The sequence below is a fragment of the Lysinibacillus piscis genome, assembly GCF_026012395.1.
Lineage (GTDB): Bacteria > Bacillota > Bacilli > Bacillales_A > Planococcaceae > Lysinibacillus > Lysinibacillus piscis.
The window spans coordinates 20,805-35,686 of record NZ_BRZA01000005.1; the positions used below are offsets into that span (position 1 = coordinate 20,805).

The 14,882-nt window shown below is 38.2% G+C and carries 20 protein-coding genes; all 20 read right to left on the minus strand.

Annotated elements, in window-relative coordinates; all coding sequences use genetic code 11:
* Nucleotides 1-3: 3 nt before the first annotated feature.
* Nucleotides 4-267 carry a 30S ribosomal protein S17 gene (rpsQ, locus tag OPF91_RS15710; protein WP_004233648.1) on the minus strand — a complete coding sequence of 88 codons (264 nt, stop codon included), beginning with the start codon at nucleotides 265-267 and terminating at the stop codon, nucleotides 4-6.
* Nucleotides 268-285: 18 nt separating this feature from the next.
* The gene (gene rpmC / locus OPF91_RS15715; RefSeq protein ID WP_004233646.1) at nucleotides 286-486 is read right to left on the minus strand and encodes a 50S ribosomal protein L29; all 201 of its coding nucleotides are present in this window, start codon (nucleotides 484-486) and stop codon (nucleotides 286-288) included.
* Complete coding sequence (gene rplP, locus OPF91_RS15720; protein ID WP_264989882.1) at nucleotides 476-910, minus strand: 50S ribosomal protein L16; 435 nt, start codon at nucleotides 908-910, stop codon at nucleotides 476-478. Before rplP ends, rpmC begins: the two co-directional genes overlap by 11 nt.
* Before the next feature lies 1 nt (nucleotide 911).
* Entirely contained in the window at nucleotides 912-1,565 is a 654-nt protein-coding gene (gene rpsC, locus OPF91_RS15725) for a 30S ribosomal protein S3 (protein ID WP_264989884.1), read from the minus strand.
* A 3-nt stretch (nucleotides 1,566-1,568) separates the two neighbouring features.
* Complete coding sequence (rplV, locus tag OPF91_RS15730) at nucleotides 1,569-1,913, minus strand: 50S ribosomal protein L22 (protein WP_004233639.1); 345 nt, start codon at nucleotides 1,911-1,913, stop codon at nucleotides 1,569-1,571.
* 21 nt (nucleotides 1,914-1,934) lie between these two features.
* Complete coding sequence (gene rpsS / locus OPF91_RS15735) at nucleotides 1,935-2,213, minus strand: 30S ribosomal protein S19 (RefSeq protein ID WP_036200750.1); 279 nt, start codon at nucleotides 2,211-2,213, stop codon at nucleotides 1,935-1,937.
* Between the two features lie 60 nt (nucleotides 2,214-2,273).
* Complete coding sequence (gene rplB / locus OPF91_RS15740; RefSeq protein WP_264989885.1) at nucleotides 2,274-3,104, minus strand: 50S ribosomal protein L2; 831 nt, start codon at nucleotides 3,102-3,104, stop codon at nucleotides 2,274-2,276.
* Nucleotides 3,105-3,153: 49 nt separating this feature from the next.
* Complete coding sequence (gene rplW / locus OPF91_RS15745) at nucleotides 3,154-3,438, minus strand: 50S ribosomal protein L23 (protein ID WP_264989886.1); 285 nt, start codon at nucleotides 3,436-3,438, stop codon at nucleotides 3,154-3,156.
* The gene (gene rplD, locus OPF91_RS15750) at nucleotides 3,438-4,061 is read right to left on the minus strand and encodes a 50S ribosomal protein L4 (protein ID WP_264989887.1); all 624 of its coding nucleotides are present in this window, start codon (nucleotides 4,059-4,061) and stop codon (nucleotides 3,438-3,440) included. Before rplD ends, rplW begins: the two co-directional genes overlap by 1 nt.
* Before the next feature lie 25 nt (nucleotides 4,062-4,086).
* Nucleotides 4,087-4,716 (minus strand): 50S ribosomal protein L3, encoded by a 630-nt coding sequence (gene rplC, locus OPF91_RS15755; RefSeq protein WP_264989888.1) that lies wholly within the window; start codon nucleotides 4,714-4,716, stop codon nucleotides 4,087-4,089.
* Between the two features lie 46 nt (nucleotides 4,717-4,762).
* Nucleotides 4,763-5,071 carry a 30S ribosomal protein S10 gene (gene rpsJ / locus OPF91_RS15760; RefSeq protein WP_004233624.1) on the minus strand — a complete coding sequence of 103 codons (309 nt, stop codon included), beginning with the start codon at nucleotides 5,069-5,071 and terminating at the stop codon, nucleotides 4,763-4,765.
* 411 nt (nucleotides 5,072-5,482) lie between these two features.
* On the minus strand, nucleotides 5,483-7,504 hold the full coding sequence (locus OPF91_RS15765; protein ID WP_264989889.1) for an FtsX-like permease family protein: 2,022 nt from the start codon (nucleotides 7,502-7,504) through the stop codon (nucleotides 5,483-5,485).
* Nucleotides 7,494-8,255, minus strand: a complete 762-nt coding sequence (locus OPF91_RS15770; protein ID WP_264989890.1) for an ABC transporter ATP-binding protein — start codon at nucleotides 8,253-8,255, stop codon at nucleotides 7,494-7,496. The genes OPF91_RS15765 and OPF91_RS15770 overlap by 11 nt, the downstream gene beginning before the upstream one ends.
* Nucleotides 8,256-8,352: 97 nt before the next feature.
* Entirely contained in the window at nucleotides 8,353-9,369 is a 1,017-nt protein-coding gene (locus OPF91_RS15775; RefSeq protein ID WP_264989891.1) for a sensor histidine kinase, read from the minus strand.
* A 6-nt stretch (nucleotides 9,370-9,375) separates the two neighbouring features.
* The gene (locus tag OPF91_RS15780) at nucleotides 9,376-10,056 is read right to left on the minus strand and encodes a response regulator transcription factor (protein WP_264989892.1); all 681 of its coding nucleotides are present in this window, start codon (nucleotides 10,054-10,056) and stop codon (nucleotides 9,376-9,378) included.
* Nucleotides 10,057-10,160: 104 nt separating this feature from the next.
* Nucleotides 10,161-11,348 carry an elongation factor Tu gene (tuf, locus tag OPF91_RS15785; protein WP_264989893.1) on the minus strand — a complete coding sequence of 396 codons (1,188 nt, stop codon included), beginning with the start codon at nucleotides 11,346-11,348 and terminating at the stop codon, nucleotides 10,161-10,163.
* 128 nt (nucleotides 11,349-11,476) lie between these two features.
* Complete coding sequence (fusA, locus tag OPF91_RS15790; protein WP_264989894.1) at nucleotides 11,477-13,555, minus strand: elongation factor G; 2,079 nt, start codon at nucleotides 13,553-13,555, stop codon at nucleotides 11,477-11,479.
* Between the two features lie 43 nt (nucleotides 13,556-13,598).
* A complete protein-coding gene (gene rpsG, locus OPF91_RS15795; RefSeq protein ID WP_264989895.1) occupies nucleotides 13,599-14,069 on the minus strand; it encodes a 30S ribosomal protein S7 in 471 nt (156 codons plus the stop codon).
* A 44-nt stretch (nucleotides 14,070-14,113) separates the two neighbouring features.
* Complete coding sequence (gene rpsL / locus OPF91_RS15800; protein ID WP_004233609.1) at nucleotides 14,114-14,533, minus strand: 30S ribosomal protein S12; 420 nt, start codon at nucleotides 14,531-14,533, stop codon at nucleotides 14,114-14,116.
* Between the two features lie 97 nt (nucleotides 14,534-14,630).
* The gene (locus tag OPF91_RS15805) at nucleotides 14,631-14,879 is read right to left on the minus strand and encodes a ribosomal L7Ae/L30e/S12e/Gadd45 family protein (protein WP_264989896.1); all 249 of its coding nucleotides are present in this window, start codon (nucleotides 14,877-14,879) and stop codon (nucleotides 14,631-14,633) included.
* Nucleotides 14,880-14,882: the final 3 nt, after the last annotated feature.

Here is a 14,882-nt window from a genome sequence, read left to right on the forward strand (position 1 = left end):
TTATTAAATAATAACCGCTTTTTCTACAACTTCAACTAGACGGAAACGTTTAGTAGCTGATAGCGGGCGAGTTTCCATGATACGTACGATATCACCGATTTTCGCTGTGTTTAACTCATCATGAGCTTTAAACTTTTTAGAGTATTTTACACGTTTACCATAAAGCTTGTGCTTTTTATAAGTTTCAACTAAAACAGTAACAGTTTTGTCCATTTTATCTGAAACAACACGGCCCGTGTAAACTTTGCGTTGATTACGCTCAGTCATACTTGAAAACCTCCTTTATCAGTTATTTGCACTGATTTCTCTTTCACGAATAACAGTTTTCATACGCGCGATAGCTTTACGCACTTCACGGATACGAGCTGTGTTTTCTAATTGACCAGTCGCCAATTGGAAGCGAAGGTTGAAAAGCTCTTCTTTCAGTGATTTCACTTTTAATTCTATTTCAGAAGTAGCAAGGTCACGAATTTCATTAGCTTTCATTAGATTCACCACCAGTTTCTTGACGTTTTACAATCTTACATTTAACAGGAAGTTTGTGAGATGCTAAACGAAGTGCTTCACGTGCAACTTCTTCAGATACGCCAGCAATTTCAAACATTACTTTTCCTGGTTTAACTACTGCTACCCAACCTTCTGGAGAACCTTTACCAGAACCCATTCGGACTTCTAGAGGCTTTTTCGTATAAGGTTTATGTGGGAAGATTTTAATCCAAACTTTACCGCCACGTTTCATGTAACGTGTCATCGCAATACGGGCAGATTCAATTTGACGGTTAGTAATCCAGCTAGCTGTTTGAGCTTGTAAGCCCCACTCACCGAATGCTACTTCTTTACCGCCTTTTGCTTCGCCACGCATGTTGCCGCGGTGTTCACGACGGTATTTAACGCGTTTAGGCAATAACATATTATTTGCCTCCTTCCACAGATTTCTTCGTAGGAAGAACTTCACCACGGTAGATCCATACTTTAACGCCTAATTTACCGTAAGTAGTGTCAGCTTCTGCGTGTGCATAATCAATGTCAGCACGTAGAGTATGAAGTGGAACAGTTCCTTCACTATAGTGTTCAGCACGCGCGATATCAGCGCCACCTAAACGACCAGATACTTGTGTTTTAATTCCTTTTGCACCAGCACGGATTGTGCGTTGGATCGCTTGCTTTTGCGCACGACGGAATGATACACGGTTTTCTAATTGACGAGCGATATTTTCAGCTACTAGACGAGCGTCAAGATCAGCACGTTTGATTTCGATAATATTGATGTGTACACGTTTACCAGTTAAATCGCTAAGGTATTTACGAAGATTTTCAACTTCAGTACCACCTTTACCGATTACCATACCTGGTTTCGCAGTGTGAATTGTAATGTTTACACGGTTTGCAGCACGTTCGATTTCTACTTTAGAAACAGAAGCGTCTTTAAGAGCCGTTTCAATGTGTTTACGCACTTTGATGTCTTCGTGAAGTAGAGTTGCATAGTCTTTTTCAGCGTACCATTTTGACTCCCAGTCACGAATAATACCAACGCGTAGTCCTATTGGATGTACTTTTTGACCCACGGATTAACCCTCCTTCTTCTCAGATACCACTAGAGTAATGTGGCTTGTGCGTTTGTTAATTGCGCTTGCACGTCCTTGTGCACGTGGACGGAAACGTTTCAATGTTGGACCTTCATCAACAAATACTTCAGATACTACTAAAGAATTGATGTCAAGATCGTAGTTGTGCTCAGCATTAGCAACTGCAGATTTTAATACTTTTTCAACGACTGGAGACGCCGCTTTTGGAGTATGACGTAAAATTGCAACTGCTTCACCAACTTGCTTGCCTCGAATTAAGTCTACAACTAGACGTACTTTACGAGGAGCAATGCGAACTGTACGAGCGATAGCTTTAGCTTGTGTCATTAGGATTTACCTCCCCTCAAATTAGCGTCTTGTTTTCTTGTCGTCTGCACCGTGACCTTTATAAGTACGTGTTGGTGCGAACTCGCCAAGTTTATGGCCTACCATATCTTCTGTTACGTATACAGGAACATGTTTACGTCCATCATAAACAGCAATCGTTAAACCGATGAAGTTTGGGAAGATTGTAGAACGGCGAGACCAAGTTTTGATAACTTGTTTCTTTTCTGAACTCTCTTGAGCTTCCACTTTTTTCATTAAGTGGTCATCAACAAAAGGTCCTTTTTTCAAACTGCGACCCATGTAGGAACCTCCCTCTGCGATTGCACCACGGCTCTCACATAGAACCGTAGTTTAATCACTTTATTTTTTACGACTACGGATGATGAATTTATCCGATTTGTTTTTCTTCTTGCGAGTTTTGTAACCAAGTGCTGGTTTACCCCAAGGAGTCATTGGTGATTTACGTCCGATTGGTGAACGTCCTTCACCACCACCGTGTGGGTGATCGTTAGGGTTCATTACAGAACCACGAACTACTGGGCGTTTGCCTAACCAACGGCTACGACCTGCTTTACCGATGTGTACAAGTTCATGTTGTTCGTTACCAACTTGACCGATTGTAGCACGGCAAGTAGCTAATACTAAACGTACTTCACCTGATTGTAAACGTACGATTACATATTTATCTTCACGACCAAGAATTTGTGCAGAAGTACCTGCAGAACGTACTAATTGTCCACCTTTACCAGGTTTTAACTCGATGTTGTGGATTGTAGTACCCATTGGAATGTTTGCTAATGGTAATGTGTTACCTACTTTAATATCAGCATCTGGACCAGATACGATTGTTTGACCAACCTCTAGACCTTTTGGTGCTAAAATGTAAGCTTTTGCTCCATCAGCGTAGTTGATTAATGCGATATTCGCAGAACGGTTTGGATCATACTCAATAGTAGCAACTTTTGCCGGAATGCCATCTTTAGTACGTTTGAAATCGATGACACGGTATTGCTTCTTATGACCTCCACCATGATGACGAACAGTGATTTTACCTTGGTTGTTACGACCAGCTTTGCGTTTTGTAGGTTCAAGCAATGATTTCTCAGGCTTGTTTGTTGTAATTTCCGCAAAGTCTAAAGACGTCATATTACGACGACCATTAGAGGTAGGTTTATACTTTTTAATCGCCATTGTGTTTTCCCTCCTTCTTAAGTGCTCAAAACATTATATCGTTCAATTATTACATGTTGAATAATTCGATTTCTTTGCTGTCTGCAGTTAATTTAACAATCGCTTTACGACGTTTGTTTGTATAACCACCATAACGGCCAACGCGTTTGAATTTACCTTTGTAGTTAAGAACGTTTACTTTCTCAACTTTTACGCCAAAGATTTCTTCTACAGCGTCTTTTACTTGCGTTTTGTTAGCGCGAGTGTCTACTTCAAAAGTATACTTTTTCTCTGCCATAAGTTCTGAAGAACGCTCAGTAATGACCGGACGTTTTAAAATATCACGTGCTTCCATTATCCAAGCACCTCCTCAACTTTTTCTACTGCAGCTTTTGTGAATACAACATTTTCATGACCTAATAAATCAAGAACATTGATTCCATTTGCAGTTAACACTGTTACACCAGGGATGTTACGAGCAGATAATGCTACATTTTCATCTAGGTCAGCAGTTACGAATAAAGATTTTTTCTCTAAAGAAAGATCTTTAAGAATTTTTGTGAATTCTTTTGTTTTTGGTGCAGCTAATGTTAGTGCATCAAGAACTAAGAAGTTTTGTTCAACAACTTTAGCTGATAAAGCTGATTTAAGAGCTAAGCGACGAACTTTTTTAGGTAATTTATAAGAGTAGCTACGTGGAGTTGGACCGAATACGATACCACCGCCGCGCCATTGTGGAGAACGGATAGAGCCTTGACGAGCACGACCAGTTCCTTTTTGACGCCATGGCTTACGACCACCACCAGCAACCTCAGAACGGTTTTTTACTTTATGGTTACCTTGACGTAGAGAAGCGCGTTGAGCGATTACTGCGTCGAATAATACTGCTTCATTTGGTTCGATTCCAAAAATCGCATCGTTCAATTCGATTTCACCAACTGAAGCACCTGTTTGACTAAGTACAGATACTTTTGCCATTCCTGTTTCCTCCTTTCTTTAATGATTACTTAGCTTTAATCGCAGTTTTAACTGTAATTAGAGCTTTTTTAGAACCAGGAACATTACCTTTAACAAGTAGTAAGTTACGTTCCACATCAACTTTCACGATTTCTAAGTTTTGGATTGTAACTACAGTGCCACCCATTTGACCAGGTAATTTCTTTTGTTTGAATACGCGGTTCGGAGCAACTGGACCCATTGAACCAGGACGACGGTGGTAACGAGAACCGTGGGCCATAGGACCACGAGATTGTCCGTGGCGTTTAATTACACCTTGGAAACCTTTACCTTTAGTAACACCTGTTACATCAATTACATCGCCTTCTGCGAAAATTTCTACTTTGACTTCTTGACCAACTTCGTACTCTTCCACGTTCACGTTGCGGAATTCACGAATGAAGCGCTTAGGAGCAGTGTTTGCTTTTGCTACGTGACCTTGTTCTGGTTTGTTAGAAAGCTTAATACGCTTGTCTTCAAAACCAACTTGGATTGCTTCGTAGCCGTCTGTATCAACAGTTTTCTTTTGAAGTACTACGTTTGGAGTAGCTTCGATTACTGTTACTGGGATTAAATCGCCATTTTCAGCAAAAACTTGTGTCATACCAATTTTTCTACCTAAGATTCCTTTAGCCATTTGTCACACCTCCTGTAAGTTTTAAAAAGTTATATTGTTTTTACCATTAAAGTTTGATTTCGATATCAACGCCAGATGGTAAATCAAGTTTCATTAACGCATCAACAGTTTGTGGTGTTGGGTTAACGATATCGATCAGACGTTTATGCGTACGCATTTCGAATTGCTCACGAGAATCTTTGTACTTGTGAACAGCACGTAGAATTGTGTACACAGACTTCTCAGTTGGAAGTGGAATCGGACCTGATACACTTGCACCCGAACGTTTTGCAGTTTCCACAATTTTCTCAGCAGATTGATCTAAAATACGGTGATCATACGCTTTCAAACGAATACGAATCTTTTGTTTTGCCATTATTTTCCCTCCTTCTCGCCTATTTTCTAGACATTCTCCACGAAAATTTTCCCACACACCGCCATGGCAAAGCGGCCGGGTGTGTCGGCAACCTCTCGCTTCATCGCAGTCAAAGACCAACATTCAACATTATATACAATAAAAAAAGAATAAGCAAGTCTTTTTCGCTAAATTCTTTTAAATGTTGCAGATATTCTTCAATAACTACTTTATATATTGCTTATTTAAGCCGTTTATAAGTATATAATCTTTTTAAACATATTGCAATACATAAGGTAGCTTATTAATATTTTAAAACTTTCAAATAATTCGAGTTGAAATGGAGCTATCAAAAAAACTAATAATCCGCGAAAGATGCAGAACTCTCTCACCGATTATTAGTTTCACTTTATCTCTTTTTCTTCATATCAACTACAACGATTCACGTACTACTCTTCTATAATAACCCACTGAAAGAATCGCAAAAATCGTATATAGTGCGATATAACAAGACATCGCTATCCATAATGGTGCCGTTAACTCTGTACCAAATAAAAACCAGCCCGACTTCACAGCAAAATAGCTATGTAATAAACCAATTACTAAAGGCACTCCAAAGTTAAACGCTTGCTTCATATAAATACCCTTCATGATATCTCTTTCTGTAAAGCCAATCTTTCTTAGAATTGTATAGGAATCACGTTCTTCTTCTGCCTCAGACATTTGTTTAAAGTATAGAATACTACCTGTTGTCATTAAGAAAGCCAATCCTAAAAATGCTGTTATAAAAATAGTTAGCCCTAAAGATTCAACGCTATCCTTACGTTGCATTTCATAAGATAGTTTTTTATACTGATATGTGCTCCCTGAACTATCGGTTACTGTCAAACGATTCGTACCTGTTTGAATATACAATTCCTCTGCCTTCGTTAGATCTTCTTTTGATTTTAACGTAATAGTCGTTTGTTGATGCCAAGGATATTCTTTCATGGATTTTAAAGAAATAATGTGTTGCTGCATGACTTGTTCTGATGTTGCTACTAAGTGATTAAACATTTCATCTGTCACAACAAAGACTGGCCCACCACCTCCTGCTGTCACAATACCACTTATCAAGCTATGTTTTTGAATATCCACAACACGGAATGTTTCTTCCGATTTCCCTATTGATGTAACAATATCTCGATCCTTCTCTAATGGAAACATCTCAGCCATATAACCACCATAGTTTGTTAAAATGACATCGCGATCTTTTAATGAAGTATCAGGAACAATTTGTTGATAATCAGAAAGTGGAATAGTATAAATAATCCCCTCCATTGTATATAAAGGGCTGTCCTTTTGTTCTTCAGACATTAATTGCCCTATAGCAGCTGATACACCTTGCAAACGGTAATCTGTTTTATCGTATGCAATCTTATTTTCATCTAATGCCTTTAAAAATGCTTCACCATCATTATCAAGTAATATAAAATCACCTGGTACTTCACTATAGGCAGATGTCTCTGCTGAATAATACGCAATATAAGACAATGTAGTAATCCCTAAAGATACACCTGTTAGTACCGTAATCAACGTTAAAGATTTTGCATTGCTTTTCATCCGATGCATAATGGGTGTTAAGGCTAGAACATCTCGGACTGATAAATGTCCCTTTTTATTTAAGCGAATTGTATTCATAATAAACGCTACAGAGAAACGAAAAACGAGGAACGTTCCACCAATTGTTGTGATTAAAATAATAAGCATGTTTAGAAATAAATTATTAGCCTCTTCCATATTAAATAGCTTTGTTGAAGCATAGTAGCCATAGCCAATTAACATAAGCCCTAAAAATCCGACTGTCATTTGGAAAGGGCTAAATCTTCTTACACGTTCATCAGCTTGCTTTGTAGCACTAAATAATGATAGCAATGACACGCGATGAATCATCCAAGCCATCTGTATAAGAACAATCATTAACAAAATAGCAAATACAACCATCGACTGCTGTAGTGCTTGTGTACTGAATGTCATTGTCACAAGCATTTCTTTTTCCAGTACACGTAATAACACCATTGCAAATACACGTGAGCTAAAGAAGCCTAAAAGCATCCCAATGAGTACTGCACCTACAAACAATACAACGTTTTCAATAGCTAATAAACGCACAATCAAGCCTTTTGTCATACCAATCAACTGATATAAACCAATTTCCTTACTGCGACGCTTCATAAATAAGTGATTAGCATAGAGAACAAAGAACAACACAATAAAATATAAAATATATGTTGCTACCTTAAAGCCTGCCGTCGCTGTCCCACTTAATTGTACAGCTTTCCATACCTCAGTATTATATTGCAATGTAACAAAGGAAAAATATAATGTAACACTAAAAATAAGTGCAAAGAAGTAAAGATAGTAATGTTTCATATTTTTCTTCATACTGCGTAGCACAAGTTTACTAAGACTCATAACCGTCACCACCTAGCACACTTTGTGTATGCATAATTTCTTGGAAAAATGCTTGTCTTGTTTTATCACCCTTATAAAGCTCACTATAAATTGACCCATCCTTTAAAAATAATACACGTGTACAGAAACTAGCTGCTACAGCATCATGTGTCACCATCATAATCGTTGCTTCTTTTGTTTCATTGATACTTTGTAAATTTTTTAATAAGGCTGTTGCTGATTTTGAATCCAATGCACCTGTAGGCTCATCAGCAAATACTAAGGATGGATTAGTAATCAGTGCACGAGCCGCTGACGTACGCTGTTTTTGACCACCTGATATTTCATTTGGATATTTATTTAAAATTTCTGTAATACCAAGTAAATTTGTTAACTCTTTAACACGACTTTCTGCAATGGTTTTAGATAACTTACCAATCGCCAATGGTAAAAGAATATTTTCCTTCACTGTTAACGTATCTAATAAATTATAATCTTGAAATATAAAACCTAGCTGCTCCCGTCGAAAATTGGCTAATGCCTTCTCTTTCATATTACGCAAGCTATGACCATTGATTTCAATCACACCCTCTGTTGCAAAATCAATAGAACATAAAACATTTAACAGCGTTGTTTTACCTGAGCCAGATGGTCCCATAATACCTACAAATTCGCCTTTATTCACTTCTATATCAATGCCCTTTAAAACTTCTTGTGCTGTTGATTTTTTCCCATAAACCTTCTTAATTTTACGACCAATTAAAACTGCCAATTTATAAACTCCCCTTTCTATATTTCAAGTGTACCCTGTTGTCTCTCATAATTCGTGCGTTTTACATGACAATATAAAAAGGTAGGTGACAATTTCGTCATCTACCTTTTAGCTTGGTATATTCATTTTGTAACGGAAAGCGTAGTGTGAATAATGAACCTTCCCCAGCTTTTGATTGTACATCAATACGAATGCCAATTTTTTGTGCTGCATTATTGGCTAAATAAAGCCCCATGCCTGTAGATTGTGTAGATTCTCTTCCTATTGTACCCGTATACGATTTTTGAAAAATACGAGGTAAATCTTCTTGAAGGATGCCTATGCCAACATCTTGGATATGTAATCGAGTTGCACCAGTTGCATCGATTTCTGTAAAGATAGTGATTTCAGTGTTCTCAGGGCTATATTTAATTGCATTTGAAAGAATTTGTCGTACAATAAACGCTAGCCATTTACCATCTGTCATCACCGTACCTGAAAGTGTGTCAATTTCAAAACCAATGCCTTTTTCCATACACCAAGCTTTTAATGCTCTAATTTCCTTATAAACAATTGATTTTAGTTCAACTGCTGTTAAATAATTGTCCTTTTCAATGGAATGTAGTCGAGTTTGATGTAGCTGTTGATCCACTAATAAATGAAGTCTTAGCCATTCATGTTCTAATTTTTGGCGCAATGCTACATCATCTACATGCTCTAGCATTAGATTAATCGCTGTTAATGGCGCCTTCACTTCATGAACCCATGCCAATAATTCATCTGCATACTCTTGTAGTTGCACCTTTGCTTGATTTAATTCGCTATTTTTAACGAAAAAAATATCTTCCATTTCTCGAAAATAAATCGTTTGAAATGGTGATAACGTTAAATTCATTTTATGAAGCTCATCCATCTGACTATTCATATTTCCCAGGAAATCTTTTAATTTCCCAACCTCTACAACATAACGCCAACTAAAAAAGAGTGTAAAGCTAACAAATAAGCTACTATTTACATACCAAATTGAAACACTATTTAATCCTATATCTAGCATAAATAATACATTCAGCATTACAACTATAAATAGAAAAAAGCCTAACCATGCTAATCGCTCTCGTATAAATAAAAATAACAATGTCATTCACCCTTGGTATACTGCTATATAGCCAAGTCCTTTTTTCGTTAAAATAACTTCCTGTAAACCGATGTCCTCCAGTTTTGTGCGTAATCGATTTACATTTACTGATAAGGTATTATCATTGACAAACCGTTCATCATCCCAAAGTTTTCTCATCAGTTCATCTCTTGATACAATTTGATTTGCTCTCTCTACTAAAATGCGTAATATAAATAGCTCATTTTTAGTCAATGAAGCAACGGCTCCCTCATACACAATTTCACTTCGTGTATAATCAATCACAGCATTATTAAAACGTGTAACATCCATTTTTTCTTCAACATAGTCATATGTTCTTCGTAAAATAGCCTGCACTTTCGCAAGCAGTACTTCCATATGAAAAGGCTTCTGTATAAAGTCATCCGCCCCCATTTGCATAGCCATCACCATATCCATTGGATGATCTCTAGAGGACAAAAAGAGGATTGGCACTTTCGATAGGTGGCGAATTTCACGACACCAATGAAAACCGTCATATGCTGGCAATTGAATATCAATTAGTACAAGCTGTGGCTTTTCTTCAAGAAAATCATCCATCACCTTTTGAAAATTTTTAGGTCCAATCACGTTTAAAGACCATTGTGCAAATCTTGTTTGAATCATTTCAAAAATTGATGGATCATCTTCTATTAATAAGATTTTCATCTTTCATCACCTTCTTCTCCTGTTTACTTCCCTTATTTTAACATAAAAAAACCAATCTGTAGGCGTCCCTACAGATTGGTTTAAAAAATTAGCATAGGCTAAAATTATTTTTGGATAGAAGCAACTACGCCAGCACCTACAGTACGGCCACCCTCACGGATAGAGAATTTAGTACCTTCTTCAAGAGCGATTGGAGCGATAAGTTCTACTGTCATTTCGATGTTATCGCCAGGCATAACCATTTCTACGCCTTCTGGTAAGTTACAGATACCTGTTACGTCAGTTGTACGGAAGTAGAACTGAGGACGGTAGTTAGAGAAGAATGGAGTATGACGGCCACCCTCTTCTTTTGATAAAACGTAAACTTCAGCTTTGAAGTTAGTGTGTGGAGTGATTGAGCCTGGTTTAGCTAATACTTGACCACGTTGGATTTCTTCACGAGCTACACCACGAAGTAATGCACCGATGTTGTCACCAGCTTCAGCATAGTCTAATAATTTACGGAACATTTCTACACCAGTTACAGTTGTAGATTTAGCTTCTTCAGTGATACCGATGATTTCAACAACATCACCAACTTTAACTTGACCACGTTCAACACGGCCAGTTGCTACTGTACCACGACCAGTGATAGAGAATACGTCCTCTACTGGCATCATGAATGGTTTGTCAGTTTGACGTTCTGGAGTTGGGATATAGCTATCTACAGCATCCATTAATTCGATGATTTTTTCTTCCCATTCTGCTTCGCCTTCAAGAGCTTTAAGAGCAGAACCTTTGATTACTGGTAGGTCATCACCTGGGAAGTCATATTCAGATAGTAGGTCACGGATTTCCATTTCTACTAATTCTAATAATTCTTCGTCGTCTACCATATCACATTTGTTCATGAATACTACTAAGTAAGGAACACCTACTTGACGAGATAAAAGGATGTGTTCACGAGTTTGTGGCATTGGACCATCAGCAGCAGATACTACTAAGATACCGCCGTCCATTTGAGCAGCACCAGTGATCATGTTTTTAACATAGTCAGCGTGTCCTGGGCAGTCAACGTGTGCATAGTGACGAGATTCTGTTTCGTATTCTACGTGAGAAGTATTGATTGTGATACCACGCTCTTTTTCTTCTGGAGCGTTATCGATATCAGCGTAAGATTTAGCTTCTCCACCCATTTTTTTAGAAAGAACTGTAGCGATTGCAGCAGTTAATGTAGTTTTACCATGGTCAACGTGTCCGATTGTACCAATGTTAGCATGCGTTTTCGAACGGTCAAATTTTTCTTTAGCCATTTGAGAAAGCCTCCCATAATCTATGTTTTAGTTTTTATGTTATGATTGCTGGCTCGAACCGGGCCCAGCTAAAGCCAGATAATCATAGCTTATAAATTAGTTATACTTGATGCAAGATGAAATTTCAATTATTCACCTTTATTTTTTTTAACGATTTCTTCAGAAATTGATTTTGGTACTTCCTCGTAGTGATCGAATACCATTGAGAATACACCACGACCTTGCGTTGCAGAACGTAAAGTTGTTGCATATCCAAACATTTCTGAAAGTGGAACCATTGCACGAACAACTTGAGCATTACCACGAGCTTCCATACCTTCTACGCGACCACGGCGAGAAGTGATGTTACCCATAATATCACCAAGGTATTCTTCTGGAATAACAACTTCTACTTTCATCATTGGCTCTAAAAGAACTGGGTTACATTTAGAAGCAGCAGCTTTTAGTGCCATAGAAGCAGCAATTTTAAATGCCATTTCGTTGGAGTCAACATCATGGTAAGAACCATCGAATAATTTCGCTTTGATGTCGATTAATGGGTAACCAGCGATTACACCACGGTCAAGTGAATCACGAAGACCTGCTTCAACAGCTGGGATGTATTCACGTGGAACTACACCACCAACAACAGCATTTTCAAATTCAAAGCCTTTACCCTCTTCATTTGGAGAGAACTCGATCCATACGTCACCATATTGACCACGACCACCAGATTGACGAGTAAATTTACCTTGAACTTGAGCAGAGCCACGGAATGTTTCACGGTAAGATACCATTGGAGCACCCACGTTAGCTTCTACTTTAAATTCACGACGCATACGGTCAACTAAGATATCAAGGTGAAGTTCACCCATACCTGAGATGATTGTTTGACCAGTTTCTTGGTCTGTATGTGCACGGAATGTTGGATCTTCTTCTTGTAGTTTTTGTAAAGCTTGACCCATTTTATCTTGGTCTGCTTTAGATTTTGGTTCTACAGAAAGAGAGATAACTGGTTCTGGGAACTCCATAGACTCAAGAATAACAAGGTTTTTCTCTTCACAAAGAGTGTCACCAGTTGTTGTATCTTTAAGGCCTACAGCAGCTGCGATATCACCAGCAAATACTTTTGAAATCTCTTCACGGCTGTTTGCGTGCATTTGTAGAATACGACCTACACGCTCACGTTTACCTTTTGAAGAGTTTTGTACGTATGAACCTGAATCAAGAACACCAGAGTACACACGGAAGAACGTTAATTTACCTACGAATGGGTCAGTCATAACTTTAAATGCTAAAGCTGAGAATGGCGCTTCGTCTGATGATGGACGTTCAGTTTCATCACCATCTGGAGTTGTACCTTTAATAGCAGGTACATCAGTTGGTGCTGGTAAGTAATCGATTACTGCATCAAGCATTTTACGAACACCTTTATGTTTGAATGCAGTACCACAGATTACTGGGTAGAATTCTACAGCGATTGTTGCTTTACGAATAGCTGCTTTTAATTCTTCTTTTGAAATTTCTTCGCCAGCGAAGTATTTTTCCATGATTTCTTCATTAACTTCAGCAATTGCTTCGATTAATTTTTCACGGTATTCTTCAGCTTGCGCTTGGTATTCTTCAGGAATTGGTTGACCTTCACGTAATGCAGTACCTTCTTCATTATCGTAGTAAGTTACTTCCATTTCAACTAGGTCAATGATTGCTTTGAATTCATCTTCAGCACCGATTGGTAATTGAATTGGATGTGCATTCGCTTGTAAACGATCATGTAATGTACCTACAGAATATAAGAAATCTGCGCCCATTTTATCCATTTTGTTAATGAATACAATACGTGGTACACCGTAAGTAGTTGCTTGACGCCAAACTGTTTCTGTTTGAGGTTCAACACCAGATTGTGCATCAAGTACTGTTACTGCACCATCAAGTACACGTAATGAACGTTCAACTTCTACAGTGAAGTCTACGTGTCCAGGAGTATCGATGATGTTAACACGATTGCCTTTCCATTGAGCTGTTGTCGCAGCAGAAGTGATTGTGATACCACGTTCTTGCTCTTGCTCCATCCAGTCCATTTGAGAAGCACCTTCATGCGTTTCACCAATTTTATGAATCTTACCTGTGTAATAAAGGATACGCTCAGTTGTTGTTGTTTTACCAGCATCAATGTGAGCCATGATCCCAATATTACGTGTATTCTCTAATGAGAATTCGCGTTTCATTGAGGTTTTCTCCTTCCATAATTGGACTTATGCAATGTTTAGATTACCAACGGTAGTGAGCGAATGCTTTGTTCGCTTCTGCCATTTTGTGCATATCTTCGCGTTTTTTCACTGATGCACCAGTGTTGTTAGAAGCATCAAGGATTTCATTAGCAAGACGCTCTTCCATTGTTTTTTCACCACGAAGACGAGAGTAGTTTACTAAGTAACGAAGACCTAAAGTTGTACGACGTTCTGGGCGTACTTCAACTGGTACTTGGTAGTTAGAACCACCTACACGACGAGCACGTACTTCAAGAACTGGCATTACATTGTTAAGTGCAGTTTCGAATACTTCGATTGGATTTTGACCAGAACGTTCTTTTACTAATTCGAACGCACCGTATAAAATCTTTTGAGAAGTACCTCTTTTACCATCAATCATCATTTTATTGATTAAACGAGTTACTAGTTTTGAATTATAAATTGGATCTGGTAACACGTCACGTTTGGAAACAGGACCTTTACGAGGCATGTGTTTTCCTCCTTTCACTAAGTAAGTAACATATAGATTTTAGATTATTTTTTCTCTTTAGGACGTTTTGTACCGTATAGAGAACGTGATTGCATACGACCGTTTACACCAGCAGTATCAAGAGCACCACGTACGATATGGTAACGAACACCCGGTAAGTCTTTTACACGACCGCCACGGATAAGAACAACACTGTGCTCTTGTAAGTTGTGGCCTTCACCAGGAATGTACGCTGTAACCTCGATTTGGTTAGTTAAACGTACACGAGCGTATTTACGTAACGCTGAGTTCGGTTTTTTAGGCGTCATAGTACCTACACGAGTACAAACACCACGTTTTTGAGGAGATTTAACGTCAGTTAAAGATTTTTTAAATGAGTTATATCCTTTGTTTAACGCTGGTGAGTTTGATTTCGTGATTTTAGATTTACGAGGCTTACGTACCAATTGGTTAATTGTAGGCATCGATTTTTCCTCCCTTCATTCCTTCTTTTTAATACCACACATCCAGGTGGTTCATTTTTAGGGTAAAAACAAAGTCTTTGTGCTTCATACACAAAAACTACTCTACAGCAATTGCAACTACTGCAGCACCTACGTGAATTCCGCAGGTTTTGCCCAGTTCCTTTTTGGACTCAACTAGAATAACTGGTATACCGATTTCTCTCGCGAAAGATATGGCCGAATCGGTTACCCAATTGTCTGCATCAAGTGCCACAAAAAGCTCTTTCACTGAACCAGTTTGCATTGCTTTCACTGCTTGCTTTGTACCTATGATTGTTTGACTAGCCCTTACTTTATCATAAGACATTTG

Excerpts from the sequence above, each read along its gene's own strand:
- tuf (WP_264989893.1), bottom strand. The coding sequence starts at position 11,348 with ATGGCTAAAGAAAAATTTGACCGTTCGAAAACGCATGCTAACATTGGT.
- rplB (WP_264989885.1), bottom strand. The coding sequence starts at position 3,104 with ATGGCGATTAAAAAGTATAAACCTACCTCTAATGGTCGTCGTAATATG.
- rpmC (WP_004233646.1), bottom strand. The coding sequence starts at position 486 with ATGAAAGCTAATGAAATTCGTGACCTTGCTACTTCTGAAATAGAATTA.
- rplV (WP_004233639.1), bottom strand. The coding sequence starts at position 1,913 with ATGACACAAGCTAAAGCTATCGCTCGTACAGTTCGCATTGCTCCTCGT.
- rpsJ (WP_004233624.1), bottom strand. The coding sequence starts at position 5,071 with ATGGCAAAACAAAAGATTCGTATTCGTTTGAAAGCGTATGATCACCGT.
- rpsQ (WP_004233648.1), bottom strand. The coding sequence starts at position 267 with ATGACTGAGCGTAATCAACGCAAAGTTTACACGGGCCGTGTTGTTTCA.
- OPF91_RS15765 (WP_264989889.1), bottom strand. The coding sequence starts at position 7,504 with ATGAGTCTTAGTAAACTTGTGCTACGCAGTATGAAGAAAAATATGAAA.
- rplD (WP_264989887.1), bottom strand. The coding sequence starts at position 4,061 with ATGGCAAAAGTATCTGTACTTAGTCAAACAGGTGCTTCAGTTGGTGAA.
- rpsG (WP_264989895.1), bottom strand. The coding sequence starts at position 14,069 with ATGCCTCGTAAAGGTCCTGTTTCCAAACGTGACGTGTTACCAGATCCA.
- OPF91_RS15805 (WP_264989896.1), bottom strand. The coding sequence starts at position 14,879 with ATGTCTTATGATAAAGTAAGGGCTAGTCAAACAATCATAGGTACAAAG.
- rpsS (WP_036200750.1), bottom strand. The coding sequence starts at position 2,213 with ATGGGTCGCAGTTTGAAAAAAGGACCTTTTGTTGATGACCACTTAATG.
- fusA (WP_264989894.1), bottom strand. The coding sequence starts at position 13,555 with ATGAAACGCGAATTCTCATTAGAGAATACACGTAATATTGGGATCATG.
- rpsL (WP_004233609.1), bottom strand. The coding sequence starts at position 14,533 with ATGCCTACAATTAACCAATTGGTACGTAAGCCTCGTAAATCTAAAATC.
- rplW (WP_264989886.1), bottom strand. The coding sequence starts at position 3,438 with ATGGAAGCACGTGATATTTTAAAACGTCCGGTCATTACTGAGCGTTCT.
- rplC (WP_264989888.1), bottom strand. The coding sequence starts at position 4,716 with ATGGCTAAAGGAATCTTAGGTAGAAAAATTGGTATGACACAAGTTTTT.
- OPF91_RS15780 (WP_264989892.1), bottom strand. The coding sequence starts at position 10,056 with ATGAAAATCTTATTAATAGAAGATGATCCATCAATTTTTGAAATGATT.
- rplP (WP_264989882.1), bottom strand. The coding sequence starts at position 910 with ATGTTATTGCCTAAACGCGTTAAATACCGTCGTGAACACCGCGGCAAC.